The sequence below is a fragment of the Suilimivivens sp. genome (genome assembly GCF_037359455.1).
Lineage (GTDB): Bacteria > Bacillota > Clostridia > Lachnospirales > Lachnospiraceae > Suilimivivens > Suilimivivens aceti.
In genome coordinates, this window is the sequence record NZ_JAXXXI010000049.1 from 19,307 (window position 1) to 42,292 (window position 22,986).

23 protein-coding genes are annotated in these 22,986 nt (G+C 47.4%); 3 read left to right on the plus strand and 20 right to left on the minus strand.

The window, feature by feature from the left end; translation table 11 throughout:
* Window positions 1-11 precede the first annotated feature (11 nt).
* The 3 genes from WJQ40_RS10235 to WJQ40_RS10245 all read right to left on the minus strand — a co-directional run bounded on the left by WJQ40_RS10235 (window position 12) and on the right by WJQ40_RS10245 (window position 4,159).
* A complete protein-coding gene (locus WJQ40_RS10235) occupies window positions 12-902 on the minus strand; it encodes a basic amino acid ABC transporter substrate-binding protein (protein ID WP_337539877.1) in 891 nt (296 codons plus the stop codon).
* Window positions 903-1,041: 139 nt separating this feature from the next.
* Window positions 1,042-2,844, minus strand: coding sequence for a hypothetical protein (locus tag WJQ40_RS10240; RefSeq protein WP_337539880.1), 1,803 nt, complete (start codon window positions 2,842-2,844; stop codon window positions 1,042-1,044).
* Window positions 2,845-3,073: 229 nt separating this feature from the next.
* Window positions 3,074-4,159 carry an acyltransferase family protein gene (locus WJQ40_RS10245; protein WP_337539882.1) on the minus strand — a complete coding sequence of 362 codons (1,086 nt, stop codon included), beginning with the start codon at window positions 4,157-4,159 and terminating at the stop codon, window positions 3,074-3,076.
* A gap of 96 nt (window positions 4,160-4,255) precedes the next feature.
* Here WJQ40_RS10245 and WJQ40_RS10250 point away from each other — a divergent pair, with 96 nt between their 5' ends.
* Both WJQ40_RS10250 and WJQ40_RS10255 read left to right on the plus strand, forming a co-directional pair.
* Complete coding sequence (locus WJQ40_RS10250) at window positions 4,256-5,302, plus strand: hypothetical protein (protein WP_337539885.1); 1,047 nt, start codon at window positions 4,256-4,258, stop codon at window positions 5,300-5,302.
* 16 nt (window positions 5,303-5,318) lie between these two features.
* Window positions 5,319-6,917, plus strand: a complete 1,599-nt coding sequence (locus tag WJQ40_RS10255) for a glycosyltransferase family 39 protein (RefSeq protein ID WP_337539888.1) — start codon at window positions 5,319-5,321, stop codon at window positions 6,915-6,917.
* On the opposite strand, the gene WJQ40_RS10260 is transcribed toward WJQ40_RS10255, so the two are convergent.
* From WJQ40_RS10260 to WJQ40_RS10315, 12 genes are all read right to left on the minus strand, one after another.
* Complete coding sequence (locus tag WJQ40_RS10260) at window positions 6,889-9,591, minus strand: translation factor GTPase family protein (RefSeq protein WP_337539890.1); 2,703 nt, start codon at window positions 9,589-9,591, stop codon at window positions 6,889-6,891. The genes WJQ40_RS10255 and WJQ40_RS10260 overlap by 29 nt on opposite strands.
* A 12-nt stretch (window positions 9,592-9,603) precedes the next feature.
* Complete coding sequence (locus WJQ40_RS10265; protein ID WP_118799220.1) at window positions 9,604-10,485, minus strand: ROK family protein; 882 nt, start codon at window positions 10,483-10,485, stop codon at window positions 9,604-9,606.
* A gap of 31 nt (window positions 10,486-10,516) precedes the next feature.
* A complete protein-coding gene (locus WJQ40_RS10270; RefSeq protein ID WP_337539893.1) occupies window positions 10,517-11,392 on the minus strand; it encodes an SH3 domain-containing protein in 876 nt (291 codons plus the stop codon).
* A 24-nt stretch (window positions 11,393-11,416) separates the two neighbouring features.
* Entirely contained in the window at window positions 11,417-12,250 is an 834-nt protein-coding gene (locus WJQ40_RS10275; RefSeq protein ID WP_262575771.1) for a formate/nitrite transporter family protein, read from the minus strand.
* 126 nt (window positions 12,251-12,376) lie between these two features.
* Window positions 12,377-13,033, minus strand: a complete 657-nt coding sequence (locus tag WJQ40_RS10280; RefSeq protein WP_337539898.1) for a YkgJ family cysteine cluster protein — start codon at window positions 13,031-13,033, stop codon at window positions 12,377-12,379.
* A gap of 14 nt (window positions 13,034-13,047) precedes the next feature.
* The gene (locus WJQ40_RS10285; RefSeq protein WP_262575774.1) at window positions 13,048-14,031 is read right to left on the minus strand and encodes an aldolase catalytic domain-containing protein; all 984 of its coding nucleotides are present in this window, start codon (window positions 14,029-14,031) and stop codon (window positions 13,048-13,050) included.
* Between the two features lie 174 nt (window positions 14,032-14,205).
* Complete coding sequence (locus tag WJQ40_RS10290; protein ID WP_337403870.1) at window positions 14,206-15,489, minus strand: O-acetylhomoserine aminocarboxypropyltransferase/cysteine synthase family protein; 1,284 nt, start codon at window positions 15,487-15,489, stop codon at window positions 14,206-14,208.
* A complete protein-coding gene (locus WJQ40_RS10295) occupies window positions 15,486-15,719 on the minus strand; it encodes a DUF896 domain-containing protein (RefSeq protein WP_118799214.1) in 234 nt (77 codons plus the stop codon). Before WJQ40_RS10295 ends, WJQ40_RS10290 begins: the two co-directional genes overlap by 4 nt.
* A 10-nt stretch (window positions 15,720-15,729) precedes the next feature.
* Window positions 15,730-15,981 (minus strand): kinase to dihydroxyacetone kinase, encoded by a 252-nt coding sequence (locus WJQ40_RS10300; RefSeq protein ID WP_118799213.1) that lies wholly within the window; start codon window positions 15,979-15,981, stop codon window positions 15,730-15,732.
* An 83-nt stretch (window positions 15,982-16,064) separates the two neighbouring features.
* Window positions 16,065-17,435, minus strand: coding sequence for an MATE family efflux transporter (locus WJQ40_RS10305; protein WP_262575778.1), 1,371 nt, complete (start codon window positions 17,433-17,435; stop codon window positions 16,065-16,067).
* 103 nt (window positions 17,436-17,538) lie between these two features.
* On the minus strand, window positions 17,539-18,879 hold the full coding sequence (locus WJQ40_RS10310; protein ID WP_337539950.1) for an MATE family efflux transporter: 1,341 nt from the start codon (window positions 18,877-18,879) through the stop codon (window positions 17,539-17,541).
* 411 nt (window positions 18,880-19,290) lie between these two features.
* Window positions 19,291-19,758 carry a hypothetical protein gene (locus WJQ40_RS10315; protein ID WP_337539902.1) on the minus strand — a complete coding sequence of 156 codons (468 nt, stop codon included), beginning with the start codon at window positions 19,756-19,758 and terminating at the stop codon, window positions 19,291-19,293.
* A gap of 402 nt (window positions 19,759-20,160) precedes the next feature.
* Here WJQ40_RS10315 and WJQ40_RS10320 point away from each other — a divergent pair, with 402 nt between their 5' ends.
* Window positions 20,161-20,439 carry a response regulator gene (locus WJQ40_RS10320; protein ID WP_337539906.1) on the plus strand — a complete coding sequence of 93 codons (279 nt, stop codon included), beginning with the start codon at window positions 20,161-20,163 and terminating at the stop codon, window positions 20,437-20,439.
* Between the two features lie 49 nt (window positions 20,440-20,488).
* Here the strand turns inward: WJQ40_RS10320 and WJQ40_RS10325 are convergent, their stop codons facing one another.
* From WJQ40_RS10325 to WJQ40_RS10345, 5 genes are all read right to left on the minus strand, one after another.
* A complete protein-coding gene (locus WJQ40_RS10325; protein ID WP_337539910.1) occupies window positions 20,489-20,674 on the minus strand; it encodes an L-2-amino-thiazoline-4-carboxylic acid hydrolase in 186 nt (61 codons plus the stop codon).
* Entirely contained in the window at window positions 20,665-20,916 is a 252-nt protein-coding gene (locus WJQ40_RS10330; RefSeq protein WP_337539912.1) for a hypothetical protein, read from the minus strand. Before WJQ40_RS10330 ends, WJQ40_RS10325 begins: the two co-directional genes overlap by 10 nt.
* A gap of 6 nt (window positions 20,917-20,922) precedes the next feature.
* Window positions 20,923-21,555, minus strand: a complete 633-nt coding sequence (locus WJQ40_RS10335; protein WP_337539913.1) for an L-2-amino-thiazoline-4-carboxylic acid hydrolase — start codon at window positions 21,553-21,555, stop codon at window positions 20,923-20,925.
* The gene (locus WJQ40_RS10340) at window positions 21,552-22,286 is read right to left on the minus strand and encodes a DUF6796 family protein (RefSeq protein WP_337539916.1); all 735 of its coding nucleotides are present in this window, start codon (window positions 22,284-22,286) and stop codon (window positions 21,552-21,554) included. Before WJQ40_RS10340 ends, WJQ40_RS10335 begins: the two co-directional genes overlap by 4 nt.
* A gap of 154 nt (window positions 22,287-22,440) precedes the next feature.
* Window positions 22,441-22,935 (minus strand): ABC transporter permease, encoded by a 495-nt coding sequence (locus WJQ40_RS10345; protein ID WP_337539918.1) that lies wholly within the window; start codon window positions 22,933-22,935, stop codon window positions 22,441-22,443.
* Window positions 22,936-22,986 lie beyond the last annotated feature (51 nt).

The following is a 22,986-nucleotide window of genomic DNA, read 5'->3' on the forward strand; positions in this document are numbered from 1 at the left end:
TATCTTATTTTTTATTCAGCTTCAATATAAGTTTTTACAAGTTCATCAAAGGTACCATCAGCCTTCAGCTCATCAACGGCTCCATTGACAGCATCAGCAAGTGCGGCGTCTCCCTTGGGCAGTGCGATCGCATATTCCTCTGTCTCAAATCCAAACTGTGCACCTTCGATTGCCTTTACCTTGCCTTCGAACTTGGTCTCAAATACAAGTGCAGGATTCTTGTCGATGATAACAACGTCAACCTTGCCGTTTACCAGATCATTAACAGCATCTACAGCCTTGTTGTACTGTGCCACGTTGCTTGTATATTCCTCTGCAATAAAATCACCTGTTGTACCCAGCTGGACACCGATTGTCTTATCCTTCAGGTCATCTGCTGTTGCGATATCAGAATCTGCAGAAACGATCACATACTGAACTGCTTCATAATAAGGATTGGAGAAGTCTACGCTTTCCTTTCTCTCATCTGTTACTGTCATACCAGCTGCTGCGATATCGATCTTGCTGCCGATAGAAGATACCAGGGAAGCAAACTCCATATTCTCAATCTTAACCTCTACACCAAGCTTCTCACCGATTGCCTTGCAAAGAGCCATATCAAAGCCATCTGCCTCACCATTGTCATCTACATACTCGAAAGGCGGGAACTCTGCGTTGGTACCTACTGTCAGTACACCGTCTGCCAGTGCCTCACTCTCAGCTGCCTCTGCAACCTCAGCTTCATCTGCTGCTTCCTCAACAGGTGTTTCTGCTTCAGCTGTTTCATCTGCAGAAGCTTCTGTTGCTTCTGTTGCCTCTGTTGTCTCTGCCGCTTCATCTGTAGAAGCTGCTGTGCTTCCGCATGCAGTAAGCAGGCTCATTGTCATTGCCATTGTTACGACTGCTGCCAATACTTTTTTCATAATTTTCTCCTCCTGAAAATCTTGGGTGCATATTTATGCAACCAAATTATCTATCCTCGGGAATTATTCCCTTTGAATCATAGGTAGTCTATCACTTTCTCCAGTCAAAATCAAGTTCTTTATGCGAAACATGTGTATTTTATACAGTAATGACTATTTCCTTCTGAATCTGCACGGACACTGCCCTTTCTTCTTTCCGGACAAGCAGTTCCTCCTCTTTCTTAAACAGTCCGAACAGATCCGGTCTGATACGGTACCTGTTTGACACAGATCTTTCCACCGCAGATTCCGTGATCGTGAGCCGGTAACCATCCTCATCGAGCTTTACGGCATATCTGCCGAGATATTTCCATTTTCCCTGCCCCTGATCATTATAGACCCTTACACTCATACACAGAAAATAGATAAGTGCAGAAAGTCCCGTCAGTGTCAGTAATGCGCCAAAGGTGATACCAATCACCTTCACTGCCCCTGCTGACAGAATTTTTCCAATGATATTTCCACTGCCATTATCCTCCCTGCCGGTGATCTCCCCGGTTTCTATCTCACGGTTTGCTGCAATTTCAGGAAGTACTACGGTTTCTGTCTCTGCCAGCATATCCGGTATTTCTGTTTCTCCGGTTTCCCTCGGCCACCAGCTTTCGGTACTGCTGTCATCCTCTGTTTCTGCACCGCTGCTTCCCTTTCCATTGCTGCCATGTCCTTTACCACCGGCAGTTTCCGGAACCCTTGAAGGTGCAGGTGTTGCTGATGGAGAAGGCGATGCTGATGGAGATGCGGAAGGAGAAGTGCCTGCGTCCTGGTCATTTCCGTCACCTCCATCGCCTCCGCTTCCATTTCCGCCATGGCTTCCATCACCATCATTCCCGCTACCGCTGCCGCCATCACCATTTCCACCACCGGAAGCCGGAACATAAATGCTGCTGATACTGATTGCTGCAGACAGATCTCCCTTGCTTACATCCTCATTGGTAATATCCACCTGAAAGCTATAATCCCCGTTTTTATCTACCACTGCTTCCAGATCATTGGATATCAGATTACCGCTTTTATCCTTCCAGCAGAAGGGATTTTCAGAAAGTGTCAGCTGCCCGCCGGTCAGATCCTCGAAAGCTGCCTTAACCGACGCTTTCTTTCTGTCCTCCATTGGCACCTCTGTCAATATGATTTTTCCTACTCTTGTCTGTTCATCCATACCACAGGCAAGCTTGTAACCATCAATGGTATCTGTCGTCTTTTGGCAGTCGAATTCATAGGAATCGATCGTCAGCCCCGGTTTCTTCTGACAGTCAAAGACATAGCTCTCCGGAGTTTCCTCTGTCTTACCGCACCCAAGGGTATATCTTTCAATGCTCCCTCCCCTGTTGCAGACCGTCACTGTATGCGTATGGGAGGAATTGGTTCCATGTATGGTCCTTCCACAGGACATCTCATAGTATTTGTAATCATGTCCCTCATAGTCTCCGTCAGAGGTGTCCCACCATCTCACTGTACTGCAGCCATATTCACTGCTTGATACCGTTTTATAGCAGCCTCCGGAATGACTGTGGTATACGGGTACAAAGCAGCCGCCTCCTTCCTGTGGATTGCCGCTGTGCTCATGGCAGATCGGTGTCTGATAGCAGATTCCTCCCTCTGCTTCACTGCCCTGATGGGCATGGTATATGGGCTTTCCATAGCAGGGACCGCCATCTTCTTCATTTCCCTGATGGGCATGATAAACAGCCCCGTGATAACAGCCGCCTTCTGCTGTCTCGTTTCCGGCATGACAGTGGTACACATAATGAATGACCTGATTCTGCGGTGTCTCAGAGCCTTCCTCCTCTGCTTTCACATTCACCGGCACCAGGACTGCCAGCGTCAGGGCTGCTGCCACTGCAACAAACCTTTTTGACAGGGCATATACTTTTTTTCTTTTGTAGCGTACGATTCTCTTTTTCATTTTCTTTTCCTTTCGATACTCACATACATAAAATTTACAGCGTGTCTTCTTTTCTGTCCCGGAAGCATTTCCCGGTCTGTCCTATAAACAGCTTTCCGGCTGCAGACAACAAAAAGACCCGCCTATGCTTTCCATAGACAGGTCACTGTTTTCTTCTTCTGTTTTCTCTAATCGGTAAGTATAGTCAGCATATCACCAGGTACCGGCTCTGTCAAGTGCGATTTCAGTGTCAGTCTCTCCTGAGTCTTTCCACAGCAAAGGAGAACAGCAGCGGCAGACCAATCCCGGCAAAAAGATAGAGCCATTTGGCTGCCTCTGCGCCGCCTGGCAGATATACAAAGTTAATTTCCGAAAAATACATGGCAGCATCAAACTCCTGACATAACGGCGTCAGCCTGGATATCCAGTAGAATACTGTTTTCACCAGAAAAAACGCAAATATATGGTGCATCATAATAGAATAGGTATAGCGTCCGATCGTCACAAGCTTTCCTGCCAGAACAGGAATATCCTGCATGATCCTTGCTGCCCGCAGCCAGAAAGCAATCCCTGTGATCACCGTCAGATAGGGAATGAAGGGACCATTGGCAAAGCTGGTCACCCAGACTGCACTGAATGCCAGTCCTCCTGAAAAAACAGAGATCAACAGCTGAATTCCCATAACACCAGCAAAGTAAACCGCATGTGGCAGGGTATCCAGTCTTTCAAGCTTCTGCCTGTAGAGACAGCCAAGCTCATAGCCCGGCAGCATGAACAGCAGTCTCCCGGGTATCCTGTACCAGCCGTATACATGACCGCCATCCGCAAGCCAGACCGTAAGGATACCGGCAAGAAGGCACAGGCTGAAAATCAGCCATTCATTGTTAAGACGGATGAGTGACAACACCTTTCTCATACAGACATTGATCACCTCGATCAGGAAGAGTACCGGCACAAACCATGCCGGGAACTGATACATAAACTGATGTCCCCCATCAAAGGGAGCCAGAACCAGTGAATAAAAAGACAGTTCCTGACCAATACTGAAGCCCGCATGATGCAGCACTGCCGCCAGCACACCATAGACCACATTGAATATATAATAAGGAAGAAGCAGTGATACCACTTTTCCGGCCAGGTAGCTTCCGATCCCTTTCTCTGCCTCCTTTTTATAAAAATAACCGGATACAAACAAAAAAATAAATACATGGAAGGAATAATAGGGAAACAGGCCTCCAACATCAAACACATTGAAGCCAAGATGTCCTGCCACGACCAGAATCATACCGATCGCCGATAAAATCCGGAATTCTTTATTTTCATAATGTCCTTTCATATGCTTCTCCTTTGATACATGCCTTTTATCATCAGTATATAAAATTTTATTGTCATAAGGAAGTAAAATCTTTATAATAGCCTTATGGAAAAGAATATGAACTACACTTACAATTTTACTGCCGGATTTTGTCATCTGATGATACTGCTTCTTCCGGTCATTTTTTTATGCACCGGGTGTGGAAAAAAGGAGGCCACCTATTTCAATCCGGATACCGATCCCTATATCCGGGAATCTGACAGGATTGATTTTGATATCTCCACCTTAAATGCAATTCCGGATAATCCAAATCCCACGTTAAGTGTCCCAACCTATATCACTAAGGTTAAAGATACCTACTTTATCGTGGACTGCTATCACAATCAGGTCATCTACAATGAAAATCTGACCGATCCACTCTATGAATGGCGTATCATGGCCTCCGGTCTTGGCATGCCGCACACCCTTGCCAGTGACGGCTTTGTCTATCTGATCGATGATACAGAGAATAACCGTGTACTTGTAATGGAAGAGGGTGTTAATGAAAACGGACAGTCTGTTTTTCTCCCAACACAGGAATTTACAGAAATCGGGGACAGACCTCATTATATTGTTTATGACGAAAAAACAAAAACCTTTTACGTCTGGAGCTCAGAAAGCGGTGAAATGTACCTGCTTCGCAGACCGGCCGATGATACCGGTCTTTATCTGACAGAGGTACGTTCCATTCCTTCGCTGAACGGTGTTTATGTAAGATCCTTCACCATAGAGGATGATACCATTTACTTTGTATCCGGTAATTCCTCCATTATCGAAGCAGAGCTTGATACCTTCAAGGTCAGGAAGGAATATCCCGTTCCGGACAGCATGTCCGGCATGGTACAGCTTACCTTTATCCGTGATTACTGCTACCTGACAATCTCAACAGATGCCACCGGCAATCAGGAATACGCGACCATGATCCGTGCCAGGAAGCTCTCAGACCTTGCAAAGGGAAGCTATGAGGATGTTTATGCTTCCTTTGTGGGTGGCGGCACTCCCTATTATATTTCCAGAATTGATGATACCTATTACCTGACAGAACACCGGCTTCCCGGCCACTCCATCTGGAGCTTTCAGGTAAATGACAAGAACGAGATCACAAATGTGACTACTATTTATTAAAGGATGCTTCTCTGCCATGAATACAATCAAAAGCTTTTCTTTCAAACCTATGTCAGCCCTTACGGTGCAGCTTCTTCTGATCGTAGTTTTGTGCCTGTCTGGTGCTGTACTGCAGGGAAATGGTTTTCTTTCCATGACCCATTACCATCAGGTTTTCTTCCTGACGATATTGTTTCTTATCTACTTTGCCATGCTTTATAGCTTCCGGCTGAAAGGGCTGCTTTCCCATGAAGACACGGCTGTAACCATGATGATCCTGCTTGGTGTGCTCCTTCGGCTTTCCTATGTTCTTCTGTCCGGTCTGTATGACAGGCAGCATGATGCCGGTGCCTTCACTGGTATGGGTACTGACTTTATCAATCCGGGGCACATCGGCTATGTGGAATATATTTACAAATTCCATAAGCTTCCCGATATCAATCCGTATACTCTGTTTGGTTATTACCATCCACCCCTGCATCATATTCTGTCCTGTCTCTGGCTGCAGCTGAATATTTTCCTGGGGGTATCCGAGGCTCTTGCCTTTGAAAATCTGCAGATCCTGACGCTGCTGTACTCCTGTCTGTGTATGGTCGTAACATGGAGAACCCTGAAGCTTCTGAAGGTAAGTGGAAAAGGCATGTATATCGCACTTGCCTTTCTTGTGTTCCATCCTGCTACGATCATCATGGCAGGCAGTGTCAACAACGATATGCTGACAATCCTGTTTATGAGCCTGACTCTGCTTTTTTCCTTACGCTTCATCCGGGATAAAAGCCTGAAAAATCTGGTATTTCTGGCTCTGATCATCGGCTTTGGCATGATCACGAAGCTGAACAGTGCCGTACTTGCCATCCCGCTTGCGATCATCTTCCTGATGCACTTCATCTCTGTGATACGCAAAAAGGACAAAAGAGAACTGCTGACATGGATCAGAAATTATGCAATCTTTGCCGTGATCGTAATGCCCATCGGCTTATCATGGATCATCCGGAATCTTGTCCGCTTCTCAGAAAAGCCCGGTGTACCAGTACCTGGAGAAACCTCTCCCATGTATACGGAGCCCTTTTCCCTCTGGGAACGGCTTGGGATCCCTTCCCTGTCACAGCTTCATCTGGACTTTCCGTTCCATCCGATCAGTGCAAAAGCCTGCTGCAATACCTGGGCGATCATGATGCATACCTCCCTGTTTGCTGAGGAATATCCTACGGATCTGTCCGATATTCTTCTGATCCTCTGCCAGGTGGTATTTGTGCTGGCGCTGATCATGGCTGTCCTGACGGCGGTGCTTCTTATTGCTGTGCTGTTAAATAAGCAGACCTGTCTGGAAGACCGGGTATTTCTGCTGACCGGCTATGTGATCATGCTGATCTCCTTTGCAGCCTTTGTTGTGATCTACCCTTATACCTGCAGCAGTGATTTCCGCTATGTAACAATATGCCTTATGTACATTTCCATTGCCCTTGGCCTTGGTAACAAGTACTATCTGCAGGGCAGCGGGTCTTCCAAAGACCAGGGCAGTCAAAAAGGAGCCACTAAAAAAGCTGCTCCTTTCCTGATGCATCTGATCAACGGCGGCATCCTCGCCATATTACTTCTGATTCAGATCATATATCTATTCTGGGAACGCTGGTAAGCTGGCGTTCCTTTTTTTCTTCCAGGATCCCTCTGGTCTGTTCCTTCTGTCTTTCCACATCTGCCTGCAGATCCCTGGATGATAAAAGCCGGCAGCCCTCTCCCCGGATGATGATCTGTTCAAGACCGTCAGAGGTTGCCACTGTGATCTGATATTTCTTACTGTTATCGTGGGCAAAACGCTCTATATAGCGGTCTGCTGTTTCTGCCTCCTTCGTATATACCACATAAATATTGTGGTAGGCATAGGCTTCCTCCGGGTGTCCCTTTAACCGGTAGGCATCAAAGACCACGATCAGCCGGCAGCCCTTCATAGCCTGATAATCACAGAGAATATCAAGAAGCCGGCCTCTCGCCCCATCCAGTGTCACTTTGGAAAGTGCACTCAGCTCTTCCCAGGCAAAGATCACATTGTAGCCATCCACCAGCAGATATTCCTCCTTCTTTGGCTGTCCCTGATAGACTCTCGTCGTAGCCTGCCTGGTTTCTGTACTGCGGCTCTGTCTCTGCCAGCCTTCCTTCTTTTTCTCTAGGCCTCTGCCGGCTCCTGTCGCCTGCTGCAGGATCGCATCGACCTCATCCGTTCCAAGGAAATATTCCCCGCCGGATGCGCTTCGGTTTTCTTCCCTCTTTCTGGCAGCTTCCTTGCGCTTCTCCAGTTCCTCCTGAAACGCACTCTCCTCTATTGCCTTCCTGTCACCGGCAAAGCAGCTCTCCACGTGCATATATTCCTTTACCTGATTCCATGGCACTACAAAGCCTGCTCCATGGGAGCAGAATACAGAACCGGCAGGATTCCTTAGGTCTGCCTCCGGATCATAATGCCGCTCCTCAATCACCTCATCTGCATTATGGCAGGGCATATAGCCTTTCAGTCTGACGGTCAGACTGCCCTGTCCTCTGGTGTAGGCATATACCTCCTTCTGATAGTCACGCATGGTCTCTACCGGCGCACAGCCTGTCAGCACGCAGCGCCCCTCTGCCCTTTCTGCCAGTGTAAAGTCTGCAAAAAGCTTTTCCATATCCGTCATGGCCCGGCCCGTCATTTCCTCCGGAATTTCCAGCCGGAATTCATAGTAAGGCTCCAGGAGCACGCTCATGGCCTCCATCAGTCCCTGTCTGACCGCACGGTAGGTTGCCTTCCGGAAATCACCGCCCTCTGTATGCTTCTGATGTGCCCTGCCGGATACCAGTGTGATCTTCATGTCGGTGATCGCCGAGCCTGTCAGGACACCTCTATGCTGCTTTTCCTCCAGATGGGTCAGGATCAATCTCTGCCAGTTTCTGGCAAGGATATCCTCACTGCAGTCAGCCTCAAACTGCAGACCGCTCCCCGGCTCTCCCGGCTCAAGCAGAAGGTGTACCTCGGCATAATGCCGCAGAGGTTCAAAATGCCCTACTCCCTCTACCGTGTCGGCAATGGTTTCCTTATACACAATTCTTCCTTTTCCAAAAGCAATCTCCAGTCCAAAGCGTTCCCTGATCAGTACCTTCAGGATCTCCATCTGAACCTCGCCCATGACATGCACATGGATCTCCTTAAGCTCCTCTTCCCAGGTAAAAGACAGCGCCGGATCCTCTTCCTCCAGCTCCTTCAGCTTTGGCATCACCGCCATTGGATCTGTTCCTTCCGGAAGCAGCAGGCAATAACTCAATACCGGTGTCAGAAATGGGCTTTCCAGATTTTTCTCCATACCAAGTCCCTGTCCAGCCATGGTTCCAAGCAGTCCTGTCACCGCGCAGACACTGCCTGCCGCAGCCTCATTCACTGCTTCAAACCGTTCTCCTGAATAGACCCGGATCTGGTTCACCTTTTCTTTTTTATCCTCTGCACAGGTAAGCTCCATTTTGGCTTTCAATGTACCACCTGTGATCTTCATATGGGTCAGACGGCTGCCCTGGCTGTCCCTTGTTACCTTAAACACCCTTGCTCCAAATGCTTCCGGATACGTCTTCTCCGGCGCATAGGCTGCGATAGCGGAAAGAAGTGCTTCTATTCCCTGCAGGCGCAATGCTGAACCAAACAGGCAGGGAAATACCTTCCGTTCTGCGATCTTTTCCCTGAGCTGCTCCTGACTGATCCTGCCATCTGTAAGAAAACTGTTTAACAGCTCCTCATCACATATGGCCACTGCTTCCATGGCTTCCTGCATATCCGCTTCCAGTGCTGCTCCTTTGCTTTCTGTAGCGGCCGCTCCCACAAGGGGCGTGAAATCCACGCAGTTTCCGGATAGCTGGTTCTGTATCCCTGCAAGGATCTTTTCCTGATCCGCTCCCGGCTGATCCATTTTGTTGACAAACAAAAAAACCGGCACCTGATAGCTTTCCAACAGCTTCCATAAGGTTCTGGTATGGCTCTGCACCCCGTCTGCTGCACTGATCAGCAGTACTGCTGCATCCAGTACCTGAAGGGTACGCTCCATCTCTGTGGAAAAATCTACATGTCCCGGTGTATCCAGTAACGTGATCCGAAGATCCTCATACGAAAAAACCGCCTGTTTGGAAAAGATCGTGATCCCTCTTTCCCTTTCCAGCTCGTAATTGTCAAGAAAGGCATCCTTCTTGTCTACTCTTCCTGCCTTCCTGATGGCGCCTGCAGTGAAAAGCAGCGCTTCGGAAAGCGTTGTTTTTCCTGCATCTACATGCGCCAGTATTCCCAGTGTTAATTGTTTCATGTCCGTCCTTTATCAACCGTTCTTTTCTTCAAAGGCTCTTCTTCCAAGCTCAAGAGCTCCCATGATCCCCTGATCATCATGGAGACTTGCCGGTACGATATAATGGTCAATATCCTCAAGCTCTTTGGTCTTGATATAACCGTTCAGCATTTCCTTTACATATGACCTGATCCTCGTGAAAAGCTGCTCCTGATGCATTACGCCGCCGCCAAGAATGATAAGCTGGGGCGCCAGTATCAGAATATAATCGGTCAGAGCCTGTGCCAGATAATAGGCTTCCAGATCCCAGACCTCATCTCGGTCCTGCAGCTCGATTCCCTTCTTTCCCCATCTCTCCTCAATGGCAGGACCTGCTGCCAGTCCTTCCAGACAGGTCTTGTGATAAGGACACTTGCCTTCGTAGTGATCATCCTCTCTCCTGCGCATCAGAATATGCCCGGCTTCCGGATGCAGCATACCATGAAGGAGTTTTCCTTCTGCATAGACACCGGCACCTATACCAGTCCCAACTGTCAGATAAACAATGTTCTTCTTGCCCTTCGCCTGACCAAAGGTCACTTCACCAAGTGCAGAGCCATTTACGTCCGTATCAAAGCCAACCGGACAGCAAAGGCATTCTTCAAAAGCCCCTACAATATTGTAATCCTTCCACGCCAGCTTGGGTGTGCTGGTGATATACCCGTAGGTCGGAGAATCCTTATCCGGATCGATCGGTCCAAAGCAGCCAATTCCCAGTGCTTCTATTTTTTTTGCCTTAAACCACTGAATCATTTCCGGCATGGTTGTCTCCGGTGTCTTGGTAGGGATCGAAATCTTCTCGAAAATCTCTCCCTTTTCATTGCCAATGGCGCATACCATTTTGGTTCCGCCAGCTTCCAGTGCTCCAATTCTCATAGTTTACCCTCCCGTTTGCCATAACACTTTTTTATTCTTTGCTGTTTTTCTTCAGTCTTTCAAGCTCCTCCTGTAATTCCTGCAGCTTATCCATAGCCTTCTGCAGATCACCGGAGGAAGCCTTTTCTTCCTCTTTCTTCTTTTCCAGTTCTTCCTCTTCCTGTTTTTTCTTCAGGTAACCGGTCACACACTCCGGCTGAGGTACCGGTTCATCTTCAAAATACTTGGGATCAATGTGAAGCTGATAATCCTCTTCCCGAAGGACATAAGGCTCACTCTTTGACTGCTTCTGCGCAGATGATTCCGGGGCTGTTTCCTCCTCTGTATCCTCTTCCCCGGCGTCTTCTCCGTCCTCATCGTCATCTTCGTAGTCTTCGTCCTCGTAATCTTCCTCATCTTCATCCTCGTCATCCTCATCAACTGTCTGACGCATACTGCGGATCGTAAGGAAGATCATAATAATGATGACAATGATAATAAAAACAATGGCAACCAGCTTAAGTGCACTGAAGCCTCCCTCTTTCTCTGGTAGTTCCCCGGGTGCTGTGCCATCTCCATCCTGCGGATTGTTATCAGCAGGTGGCTCTGTCTGCTGTACCGTCATATATTTCCCGTAAATATAGCCTTCCTGTCCCTGATAGGTGACTCTGTACCACCCATCTGCTGTCTCTCCGGTAACAGGAATCGTTTCTCCGACTCTTACCGTACCGATCTTGTCATAGTCGGTACTTGGCCCCTTTCGTACATTAACATCACTGGTGATCTCACCCTGCGTAGAAAGCTCTGTGACCTGAAGCTCTCCCTCCGCATGGACTGTAACCGGGAAGAGCAGAAGCAGCACTGCCAGAACCATGGCGAATGCTATTCCTATTTTTTGTCCCCTCATCTGCAAATCCGTCTTCTTCATCGCATTATCCTCCAACCGGATCCCCTACTTACCCTCTTTATTAACATACCAGAGAGGAAGACCAAGTGTTACCATTCCTCCGATCATATTTCCAATGGTTACCGGCAGAAGATTTCCGACCAGGAAAGAGCCAACGTTCAAAGCAGCAAGCTGATCCGCCGTATAGCCATACTGTTCCATGGCCATCTGCACATAAGCCGGATTCAGCTTGCAGAGAAGTCCTGCTGTGATGTAATACATATTGGCAACGCAGTGCTCAAAACCGCAGACAACAAACAGCATGATAACGAAAAAGGAAACAAACAGTTTTCCTACAATATCTTTGGAACAGATCGCCATCAGTACGGCTACACATACCAGGATATTACACAGAATACCGGATACCAGTGCTGTGCCAAAGGAAAGGCCTGTCTTGCCGACAGCCACCTTGATCGTATAAGCGCCAAGCAGATTAGAAGAATAACCAAGCTGCCCGCTGAAATAAACACCAAGTGCCAGAAGGGCTGCGCCCACAAAATTTCCAATATAAATAAAGACCAGCTCCTTGATCATCTGTGCCATGGTATTCTTCTTCTCCACGGTCGCTACGATCATCAGGCAGTCACCGGTAAACAGCTCTGCTCCTGTCAGAATGACCATCATCAGGCCAACCGGGAATACCACACCTGCTACCAGCCTGGCAAGTCCTACATTGCCGATCGCATGACACGCCACACTGCTGCCTGCCGCACCCATGGCGATCATCATACCTGCCAGCATGGCCTTGATAAACAGCTTGTCAAAGGGTGTCTTTATTTTGCCGTCACAGGAAGCACTGTATCTCTGTACGGCTTCCTTGATTGATAAAAAGTTATCCATTATGTTCTCCATTCCGGAATGCTTTCTTTTCTCTTTTGCATTCTCTGCTCATATGTTCCCTATTATAATGGATAATTGCGTTTTTGTCTAATCGTACATCAAAAAAGAAAGGAGAAAAGAAAGGAATCAGAGTACCGCCCCCGCCTCTGAAAGTCTCTCATAAAATGCTTCATAAAACGCATCCCCGTAGGACTTCTGGAAAAACTGCTGCAGCAGGAACAGATTGATTTTCTTTGGGATCTCCTCATTCTCTGCCTCTGCCAGTTTTCTTTCCGTATCCTTCAGGAAAAAGTGCCAGTCCTTTACAAACCGCTCATACCTTGCAAGCTCCGGGATCCCCAGCCACTTTTTCAGCTTGACCTTGGTTTTGTTCGGGTAGGGGCATTCATGCACCTGCAGGAAATATCGGAAATCTCCGTTTTCATAGATCCTTCCCATGGGGAACATCCGGCAGAATCCGGGACGAAAGCCATGGATCATGCAGCGTCCGGCATCGTCAAGGAAGGTACAGCCGCCCCTGCCTTCCTTCAGCTTTAAATGAGGCAGGATCACACCTTCCACCACAGATAGTTCTATCCTGCCGCCTGCAAGCAGTCCCTGAAAGTCGGTTTCAAGTGCCTGGCAGAGCTGACTGATATCATAAGGATCCAGAATGATGGTATCCTCTACCACCCGGCAGCACTCAGAGCACCCGCTGCAGTCATTACAGCCAATCTTCACCATATCTGTTGAGGCATAAAGCCTTCCATCTGATACTTCCTGTAAATCGATCTCCCGTTCCATAATCCTCCTCCGGATTACAGGGTATTATCGATCAGCTCCTGATAAAACATGGCGTAATCCGTTCTTTTTTCCTTTTCAAACTGAATAGCAGAAGAAGGATGACTGTTCAAAATCCCCGTCAGAAGGTATGGAAGATCAAATCCCCAGACAGCGCCCTCCTCTTTCAGCTTCAGTATATGCTTTTCCACAAAGTTCATAATAGCAATCTTATTATACTTCGGATTACGCAGAAAACTCAACAACAATTCCATGTAACAGTTACCGGCTCCACGCCCCATGCCGCTCACTGTAGCATCCAGATAGCTGACACCTCTTGACAATGCCTCAATGGTATTCGCAAAGGCAAGCTGCTGGTTATTATGCGCATGGATACCGATCTTCTTATTATACTTGGCTGCCACGTTCAGATATTTGTCACTGAGACGTTCAATCTGCTCGGGATAAAATGCTCCGAAGCTGTCTACCAGATAGATCACATCTGCACTGCTCTGTGCCAGCAGCTCAAGTCCTGCATCCAGTTCTTCATCATTTACTTTGGAAACAGCCATAATATTTACGGTTGTTTCATAGCCTTTTTTCTTCGCATCCTCCAGCATTTCAATAGCAGCCGGAATGGTATTAATATAAGTGGCCACGCGGATCAGATCGATCACGCTGTCCTTTTTATTCAGAATGTCCTTCTTGTAATCGGTTCTTCCCACATCTGCCATGACCGACAGCTTCATATCAGTCTTATTGTCCCCAACAATATCCCTGATGTCTTTTTCCTTACAGAATTTCCATTTTCCAAACTTCTGCGGATCAAAAATCTCACTGGATGCCTTATAGCCAAACTCCATATAATCTACGCCTGCCTTGATATTGGCAAGATAAAGATCCTTTACGAACTCATCCGTAAAAGCAAAGTTATTGACTAATCCTCCATCTCTCATGGTGCAGTCGAGCACCTTGATATCCGGTCTGTAGGATACCAGTGATCCCTGTCTCTGTCGACTCATTTTTGATTCCTCCTGTGTTGTCCGTCCGGCCTATTCATATTCTCTCGTTTTCTTTACAATTCTTCTTTTATCTTGCCGGTATTTTAGCGCTTTAAAGCGTAACGCTTTAAACTGTAGCTATTATGCCATAAAATAAAGAAAAACGCAACAGAAATTCTGCTGCGTTTTCCTCTCTCAGATAGCCTGTAGTGCCTGTCTCAGATCTTCGATCAGATCCTCTTTATCTTCAAGTCCGCAGGAAATCCGGATCAGCCCTGCCGGTACACCTGCCTCGATCAGCTGCTCCTCCGTCATCTGCCTGTGTGTGGAGGTCGCCGGATTCAGACAGCAGGTTCTGGCATCTGCCACATGCGTTTCAATGGCAGCCAGCTTCAGGTGCTTCATAAAGGTTTCCGCTGCCTCTCTGCCACCCTTTAATTCAAAGGAAACCACCCCGCACCCTCCGTTTGGAAGATACTTCTTTGCGATCTCATAATATTTGTTTCCGGGAAGTCCGGGATAATTTACATAAGCTACCTGCTCCTGCTTTTCCAGGAACTCTGCCACTGCCTGTCCGTTCTCCACGTGTCTTGGCATCCGCACATGCAGGGATTCCAGTCCAAGGTTCAGGATATATGCGTTCTGGGGAGCCTGGATACAGCCAAGATCCCTCATCAGCTGGGAGGTACACTTGGTGATAAAGGCACCTTCCCTGCCAAACTTTTCTGCATAGGTGATCCCATGATAGGACTCATCCGGTGTACAGAGACCAGGGAATTTCTCTGCGTGAGCCATCCAGTCAAATTTACCGGAATCTACGATCGCTCCACCAAGTGCTGCGCCATGCCCGTCCATGTATTTCGTTGTGGAATGGGTCACAATATCCGCACCCCACTCAATAGGTCTGCAGTTGACAGGTGTCGGAAAGGTGTTGTCCACGATCAGCGGTACACCATGGCTGTGTGCTGCCTTTGCAAACTTCTCGATGTCGAGAACTGTCAGTGCCGGGTTTGCAATGGTTTCTCCAAATACGGCTCTTGTATTTTCCTGAAAGGCTGCATCCAGCTCTTCCTCCGTACAGTCAGGAGAAACAAAGGTTGCCTCCACGCCCATCTTTTTCATGGTCACATCGATCAGGTTGAAGGTACCTCCATAAATGGAAGAGGATGCCACGATATGGCTGCCCGCCTCACAGATATTGAACAGGGCAAAGAAATTCGCTGCCTGTCCTGAGGATGTCAGCATGGCTGCGCTGCCGCCCTCCAGCTCTGCGATCTTGGCTGCTACATAATCATTGGTAGGATTCTGGAGCCTTGAATAAAAATAGCCGCTGGCCTCCAGGTCAAAAAGCTTTCCCATATCCTCGCTGGTTTCGTATTTAAAGGTAGTTGACTGAATGATCGGTATCTGACGTGGTTCACCGTTTCCGGGTGTATAGCCTGCCTGTACACATTTGGTACTCATCCTGTAATTGCTCATTCTGTCTTTTCCTCCTTTGCAATGGGTTTCTTCCTGGTTACCTTTTCAATACTGCCATCCGGTCTCTGGATCTCCATATGATCCAGCTGTCCCTGCAGATTCTTCTTCACACTGTCAATATAAGCCTGCCTCAGCTTTTTCTGTTCCTGCTTTTCTTCTTCAGAAAGCCCTTCCTTCTTCGACTTGTGGTACAGCTCGTTGATACGCTTAATGGTTTCGTCCATTGTCATGGTTCTGTTCCTAGCCTTTCAGTCCACGTGCCTGTCTGTCCATATCCTCTACAACGATGTCGTAGATCTCTCCAAGAGTAGAGCAGTACTCAAGAACCTTCCATGGCTCATTGGTATGATAATGGATCTTGATCAGATCCTCATCTCCTACTGCAAGCAGACAATCACCTTTAAAATTCTCTGTAAAATAATCACTGATCACATCTTCATCAAGATCCTCTCCTTCGATCAGAAGCTGTGTATCATATCTGAACTCTAGCATCCTTACATCCTCCTTATGGTTTTTACAGGCTCATTATACCTGTATTCAGCAGGATATGCCACTGTTTTTTCTCTATCGAGAATTCATCTCACCTTACCCTGCTGTCTGCCGGCCGGCAGCCACTTTGCCGTGCAGGCATAAATGATGATCATCACAGCCCCAAGTGCCCAAGATACCGGATACAGCAGATAAACGCCCTCGATCGTTGAAAAATGCGGAAGCACCAGCCAGATCCAGAAAATACGGAACACACACAGGGACAAAAGAAGTACCACCATGGGTGGAATGCTTTTACCGACTCCTCTGAGTGCCCCGGACAGACCATGCAGGATACTCAGGATAAAATAAAATGGGCAGAAATACTTCATAGCCAGCTTTCCGCATGTGATCACCTCTGCGTCCCTTGAGAACATTCCCATGATCTGGTCATCAAAGGTCAGAAGCAGAGCTCCTGTCAGTACCGTATACACAAAGCCCATCGCCAGTGTCACATACATGCCCTTCTTTACCCTGTCATAGTTTCCGGCTCCATAGTTCTGTCCGGCAAAGGTTGTCACCGCCATACTGAAGCTCATGACCGGAAGTATATTAAAGCCATCTACCTTCAGGTAAGCCGTATAGCCTGCCATGGCAGCTGCCCCAAAGCCATTGACACTGGTCTGCACCAGTACGTTGGACAGGGAAATGACCATATTCTGGATTCCGGTAGGCAGTCCCACCCGGATCATGCTGCCTGCGATCCGCCTGTGAATCTTCAGCTTTTTCAGCGAAACCTGATAGCTGTCCTTTACCCGCATCAGGAAAGCCATGGACAGAATACAGGAAACTGCCTGGCTGATATCTGTTGCGATTGCTGCCCCTGCAACGCCCATGTCCAGAATGGCAATAAAAAGGATGTCCAGTATGATATTGGTGAAAGATGCAACAGCCAGATATAAAAGGGATCTTTTGGAATTTCCTGCTGCATTTAAAATGCCTGCTGCCATATTATAAACAATACCAAAGAACATACCGGCGGAATACAGCCTGAAATAAGTAACTGCCTGCTCCATAACCTCTTCCGGGGTCTTCATCCATTCAAGAAGCTGCCTGCTCAGGACAATTCCCGCGATGGTCAGCACGATACCAAGTATCCCTGCAATCACAAGCGATGTATGTACGGCATCAGAAACGCTCTTTTTGTCCCCCGCCCCAAGATACTGTGCCACGATCACACCAGCACCTACTGCTGCGCCCTGGCTGAAGGCAATCAGAAGATAGATCATGGATGAGCTGGCTCCAACTGCTGCCAGCGCGTTGCTTCCAACAAAATTTCCTACCATGACGGAGTCTGCTGTATTGTATAACTGCTGTAGCAGATTTCCCAGGATCAGTGGTATGGAAAAGAACAGTATCTTCTGGAAGATACTGCCCTCTGTCATAAGTCCGTTATTATTGTTTACTGCTGTTTTCATGCTGACTGTGTCCTTTGTGCTTCTGTTTGTTCTGATTTTATTCTATTCGTCATGACAGACTTTTGCAAGGATTTTCCTCCCGGGGGCGTGCACAGGACTCTTATCAAGATGACTCCACTTTCTCAGTCGGCCAGGATTTTCTAAGTGCCGTATAGGAAACCAGAAAGTTAGCAAGCCAGCCTGCCGGCACGGCAAGCCAAACAAAATCAATACCAAAACGCGGAGCACAGATCAACGCCACAGACAAGCGAATCGCAAGGTTTACCATATTGGCAATGAGGAACGGACGCATGATTCCGAGTCCGCGAAGAACTCCATCGGTCGCCATTTTAATCCCCATAAAGATAAAGAAGTAACCAAGCCATCTCATATAATCCCCAGACACCTGATAAGCCAGGGCGGTTCCGTCTTTTCCGAGGAACAACGAGGAAATCTGCGTGTGCAGCGTTTCAATGACAAGGAAAGCAAGAGCCGCAAAACACACATCTAACACCAATGCTGCGTGATAGCCTTTTTTGATGCGTGGGATTTTGTTTGCGCCAAGGTTCTGGGAAACATACGGCGAAACCGCATTACCGATGGACACGAAAATCAGGGAAAAAACATTCTCCACCCTCATTGTTGCCGCGTACCCGGCGAGTGCCTGTGTACCGAAAGGATTTACCACCGCCTGTACGATCATCATACCGATAGATACGGTAGACTGCTGAAGAACCGATGGAACAGCAATCCGAAGCATCGAGCGCAGCTCCTGCCCATCAAACCAGGCAAAGCTACTCCTATACCGCTGCATCCGGTAAAAGAAAATCAAAAGTGAAAGCACAGCCGAAATGCCCTGTGCAATCAAAGTTGCAAGCGCCGCACCGAACACACCAAGCCCCAGACCGGCTACCATCCAAAGATCCATCACAATATTCAGGATGGATGAAAAGATCAGCAGTCCCAGGGGAATTTTTGATTCACCGATGGAAGTGAACATGGTAGAGAGAATATTGTACATGAACAAAAACGGAAAGCCCGCAAAATAGACCCGCAAGTACAGCACTGCTTCCTCCAGAATATCGGGAGGAGTCTGTAATCCGCTCATCATCACATGGGAAAAGCAAAAGCCAAAGACACCAAGGATAATACTCAGAAGCAAAAAGCTGATCAGTGATGTAGACACAATGGTTTTCATTTTTCCATACTCCTTGGCACCGAAATAGCGGCTCACAAGCACACCTGCACCAACACCGGCACCCAGTGCCACACAAATGAAAACATTAGTAAGCGCTGCACAGGCACCAACCGCCGCCAGTGCGGAGGAACCAACAAACTGACCTACGATAATGGAGTCAGCCATATTATATACCTGCTGAAAAAAGCTGCCGAGAATCATCGGCATTGCAAAAACCGTCAACGCTTTCAGCGGCACATCGGTAATTAAATACTCATCTTTTGACATGATCATATTCCTTCACGCCTTTCAACTTTTTATTCGAAAATACAAGCATAGCAAAAAACATATTTTATAAACAACTGCATTCTTTTCCGGAAGAACCATTGTAATCTGAGAGTATTTTCCATCAGCCCTGAAGGAATTTTGTTCAACTTTCCCAAAAAGGTAACCATACTCATAAGAAATATCCACAATATGTACCTCCCCTCAGTTACTTTTCTATACACTACCATACTCTACTTTCTATTACAAGAATAGGTGATTGTGGTTTATATTTCACACGCTTCACGAGCTCAACAGGGTCACAACCCATAAAAAGAGCAGCCGTTTTCTGGATTGAAAATAACTGCTCATGGTTAATATATTCAGTTGTTTAGTGGACGTTACCTATTTGATAAACTGGAAAATGAAAATTTCTTATTGATACGCATCTGTCTGAGAAAAATTCTGTGTTGTTCCAACAATATCTTCATGACTACTTTGAGTTACAGTGACCTCCAAATGATCACCCTTATTTTCAATATCCGCTTTTATATCATTTTCCCTATCATCTTTACCACTAAAGCTGAGAATCCCTGTTTCAGAATCATAAGTTCCAATTGCGTTTTCGACATAAAGCAAATGGGTAACGCTATATTCGATACTATATGTGCCATCATCCTTTTTAGTAATATTCAGAATTTCATCAAAATCATTACTATAATAGCCTTCTTCTGGCATTTGGAATTTTGAGGCAGCGGTATTTGACTGAATTTCGCCATCTGCGGTAGCAGTATCTGACTGAGCTTTACTATTTGGCAAGTCATCTTTTTGAGTGTTTCCACATCCTGCTAATGCAAAAATTAAAAGTCCCAAACTCGCCATGCTTAATATATATTTTCCCATTTTTACCTCCAACCTTTAATCTGTCGCTTCTCTAGTATAACTCTTTCTGTCACTTCGTCTGTTCAGCATCTTAACTGTATCAAGAATCAATTGGTTTTGCAATTATAAACCGCAGCTTCAATTGATTTACATTGGTTTTTCGGATTGTGTCGAATTCTGTTTCCTTTCAGTTTCAGAATACCGTAATTTAGTCAAAAGTCCAGAAAGCAGCGGCACCAGAGTCATGCCAATCAGTACCACGCCACCGTCAGCCATTGTTCAGATTTGGTCAGATTATGCCAAACTCTCCAGATTTTACGTGTTCTGTGCAGGGCTGTGATGGAATTGAAAAAAAGGCGGATTTATGTATAATGTTTTTGTGGAATTAACTCATTTTTCGTTTTAATAGAAAGAGGTATCTTTATGGCATTAGAGAAAAATGTATTGGTCGTCGATGACGAAACGATAATCCGTGAATTGGTTTCTGCATATATAACAAAACAGGGCTACCATGTTTTTGCCGCCGAGGATGGCAAAGAGGCGCTAGATGTCTTCCAGAAGCATCCAATCATGTTTGTGATTTTAGATTTGATGCTACCGGGCATGTCGGGCGAAGAAGTCTGTCCGGCGATCCGCAGACAGTCAGTGATGCCCTTCTTTTTCTCCGTACCAGCAGGCAACCTTTGCATCGGGCTGTACTGAAAAGTCCGTCCAATACTGCTTTTGCGGCATACCAATATGCTCCCCACTATTATCTGACCTTCATGCAGAAATCGCAGCGGTCATTTCCACGCCCCAGCGTCATGCTTCTCTCCCAGATCAGTTTCGGATGCAGCCCGGTATAGCTGATGTCATCACTGTCGCAAAAGCAGCGGCACAGCTCCGGGCAGCCGTATTCTGCGCAGGTGTCGTGATAGGGACACTTCATCATATCCACACGCCAGACGCCGTTACCTGTCTGCAGTTCTTTTGGGGCAAAGCCCGCCGCCGGGCCGAAATGCCCGGCAATATCTGCCGCTTGAGGTGGTATTGCTTTTCCTTGCTTGCACCCGCATTTTCAGCCAGCAGCGCACTCAGGCGCATATCGAAAGCGGTGTTCAGTTCCTTTGCCTGCGCGTGAAAGCGCAGTGCCGCAGTCTCCCAGAAATCACGGGAAAGATAGGTTTCCTTCCTCTTCATCGTCCGTTATCCTTTCTTTTTATACCCGCAGTCGCAGTAGGGGCCGCCGGAGGCAAGGGTGTACTGCCGCACAAAATTTGTCACACCGCCTGCTTCGCTCATGGTGTAGTCCAGATGGCACAAAGCAGGAGTCAGGTCGTACAGACCCAGTTCCTTCATCAGCACGCAGATGCCGCACTTGGTAAAGCGTCCCTCGTAGCCGCTGCCATCCTGGTATTCGTAAAACTCCATGTTCCACGAGTAGGGGTTGCGGTCGGCGGCTTTCAAGGCTGCGGTCACCCTCATGGCGAAAATATCTTTGGAGGTAAGCTTGTTCTTCCCGCTTTTGCGGCAGAACCATTTCATCGGCTCTGTCATCATGGCCTTCGCGTAATACTCCGTCAGCCGCGCTACATCCGGACGCTCCGGCATGGAGAGGATGAACGCGCCGAGCATTGCGCAGTTGACGATGTTCATCTTGAAGCGGTCCGCTTTTTCAAACTCCGGCAGGTCTGCAATGATTGCTTTGTACTTCGGCTTTGCTTTTTTCGTGATCGCTTGTGCCGCATCGGCATCATAGCCGAACACCACCATCAACTGCTTTTGGAATGAGCCTGCAAACAACGCCCACATTCCCATAGGCATACCCATGTATTTCATTGCACGTTCTCCTTACATTCTCCGCATTTTGCCATCTCCCGCAGCAAAACCAGCCCCAATACCAAAACCAGCAGGTGTCCGGCGGATTCCGTGCCGTGATCGATCTGATCCAGCGGCCACGGCAGAAGCGTGAAGAGATTTCCCACAATCCCCGTAAAAACGATGGGGTTGCAGAAGGATGCCAATATCCGCTGTGCTGTGTTTTTCAGCGGGAACATCCTTTTCCAGATCATAACGAGCATCACGACGGAAAGAAGTACATCACACAGGATATATGCTGCCAGCAGCGGCGCGGCGTTGCAGTAAAACACCTTGTTGGCAATTTCAGCTGCCGCCTGCATATCGCCGTATTTCTCAAAGGTAAACTTGAAGATCAGCGCCACATTCATGAACATGGCATGAACATAACCCCAGCAGACCGTGCCGGTGAGATAGGCGATTTGAAACAGCTTGACCCATTTCTGCTGCTTCGGTTGGGTGATGCGTTGCTTCAAAAGCTTCCACATCTGGTGAAAACCGATGTAATAGAGTGCCGTTCCAAGAACACCGCAGATGATGCTGACCACCATGCGCCATGTTGCCATATCAAGATAGGCGACCTTGACCATCAGCCCAATGGATTCTGTGCTTTGGCTTTTCCCGGTCGCCGCAAACAAAAAGTCGCCGATCACATATAAAAGGCAGCCAATCATACCTGCGATGAGTGCTCGTTTTTCTTTGCTCATTTTCATTGCTTGCCTCCGAATCCGATCTTCACGATCTGCATTTTCATCCCGTCATCCCCAACCTTGGCGAGAAACCGGAAAAAGCCGCTGATGGAAGGTCCTTTCAAATCGTTGTATTGTATAGTTGAATTATTTCATCAGTTCTTCTACGATGTATGGTTCAAAACGCCGTGGCGATCAAGGCTGCCAGTGCGGCGGCTGCGGCAAACAACGGGATACCGCGCCAAAACGATTCGATATGCTTTTTCGGATTTTGATAGTATTTCTTCTCCGGCAGGAAAGAAAAGCGGATGCGTTTTGTGTTGCGCCACCAGAGAAGATCAATCACCAAAAGATCAAACAGCCCCAATCCCTCCCCGAACGCAAGGAAGTACCAAAATGCCGACAGGTAACCGTCCAAGTTCAGCACACTTTTCAGCGCGAGTCCCAAAACGGAAAACACGACAGTGAAAAGAAAAAGATTGCTGAGCAAAACGGCAGCGCGGGATTTTTCCTTCGGAACAATCTTCCCAATCTGAGGGTCGCTTCGCACACGGTTTTGAACTTCTTCGGGATAAGAACGCAGCCCCATGATATTTTTCTTGTCCGTTCCTGTTCCGAGAAAACATACGCCCCAATACAGAAAATAAAAAGCAATCGCAACGATGATTTTCATAAGTCTATATCTCCGTTGAATCCAAAAAGCTGCGGATAGAGCATTCTGATT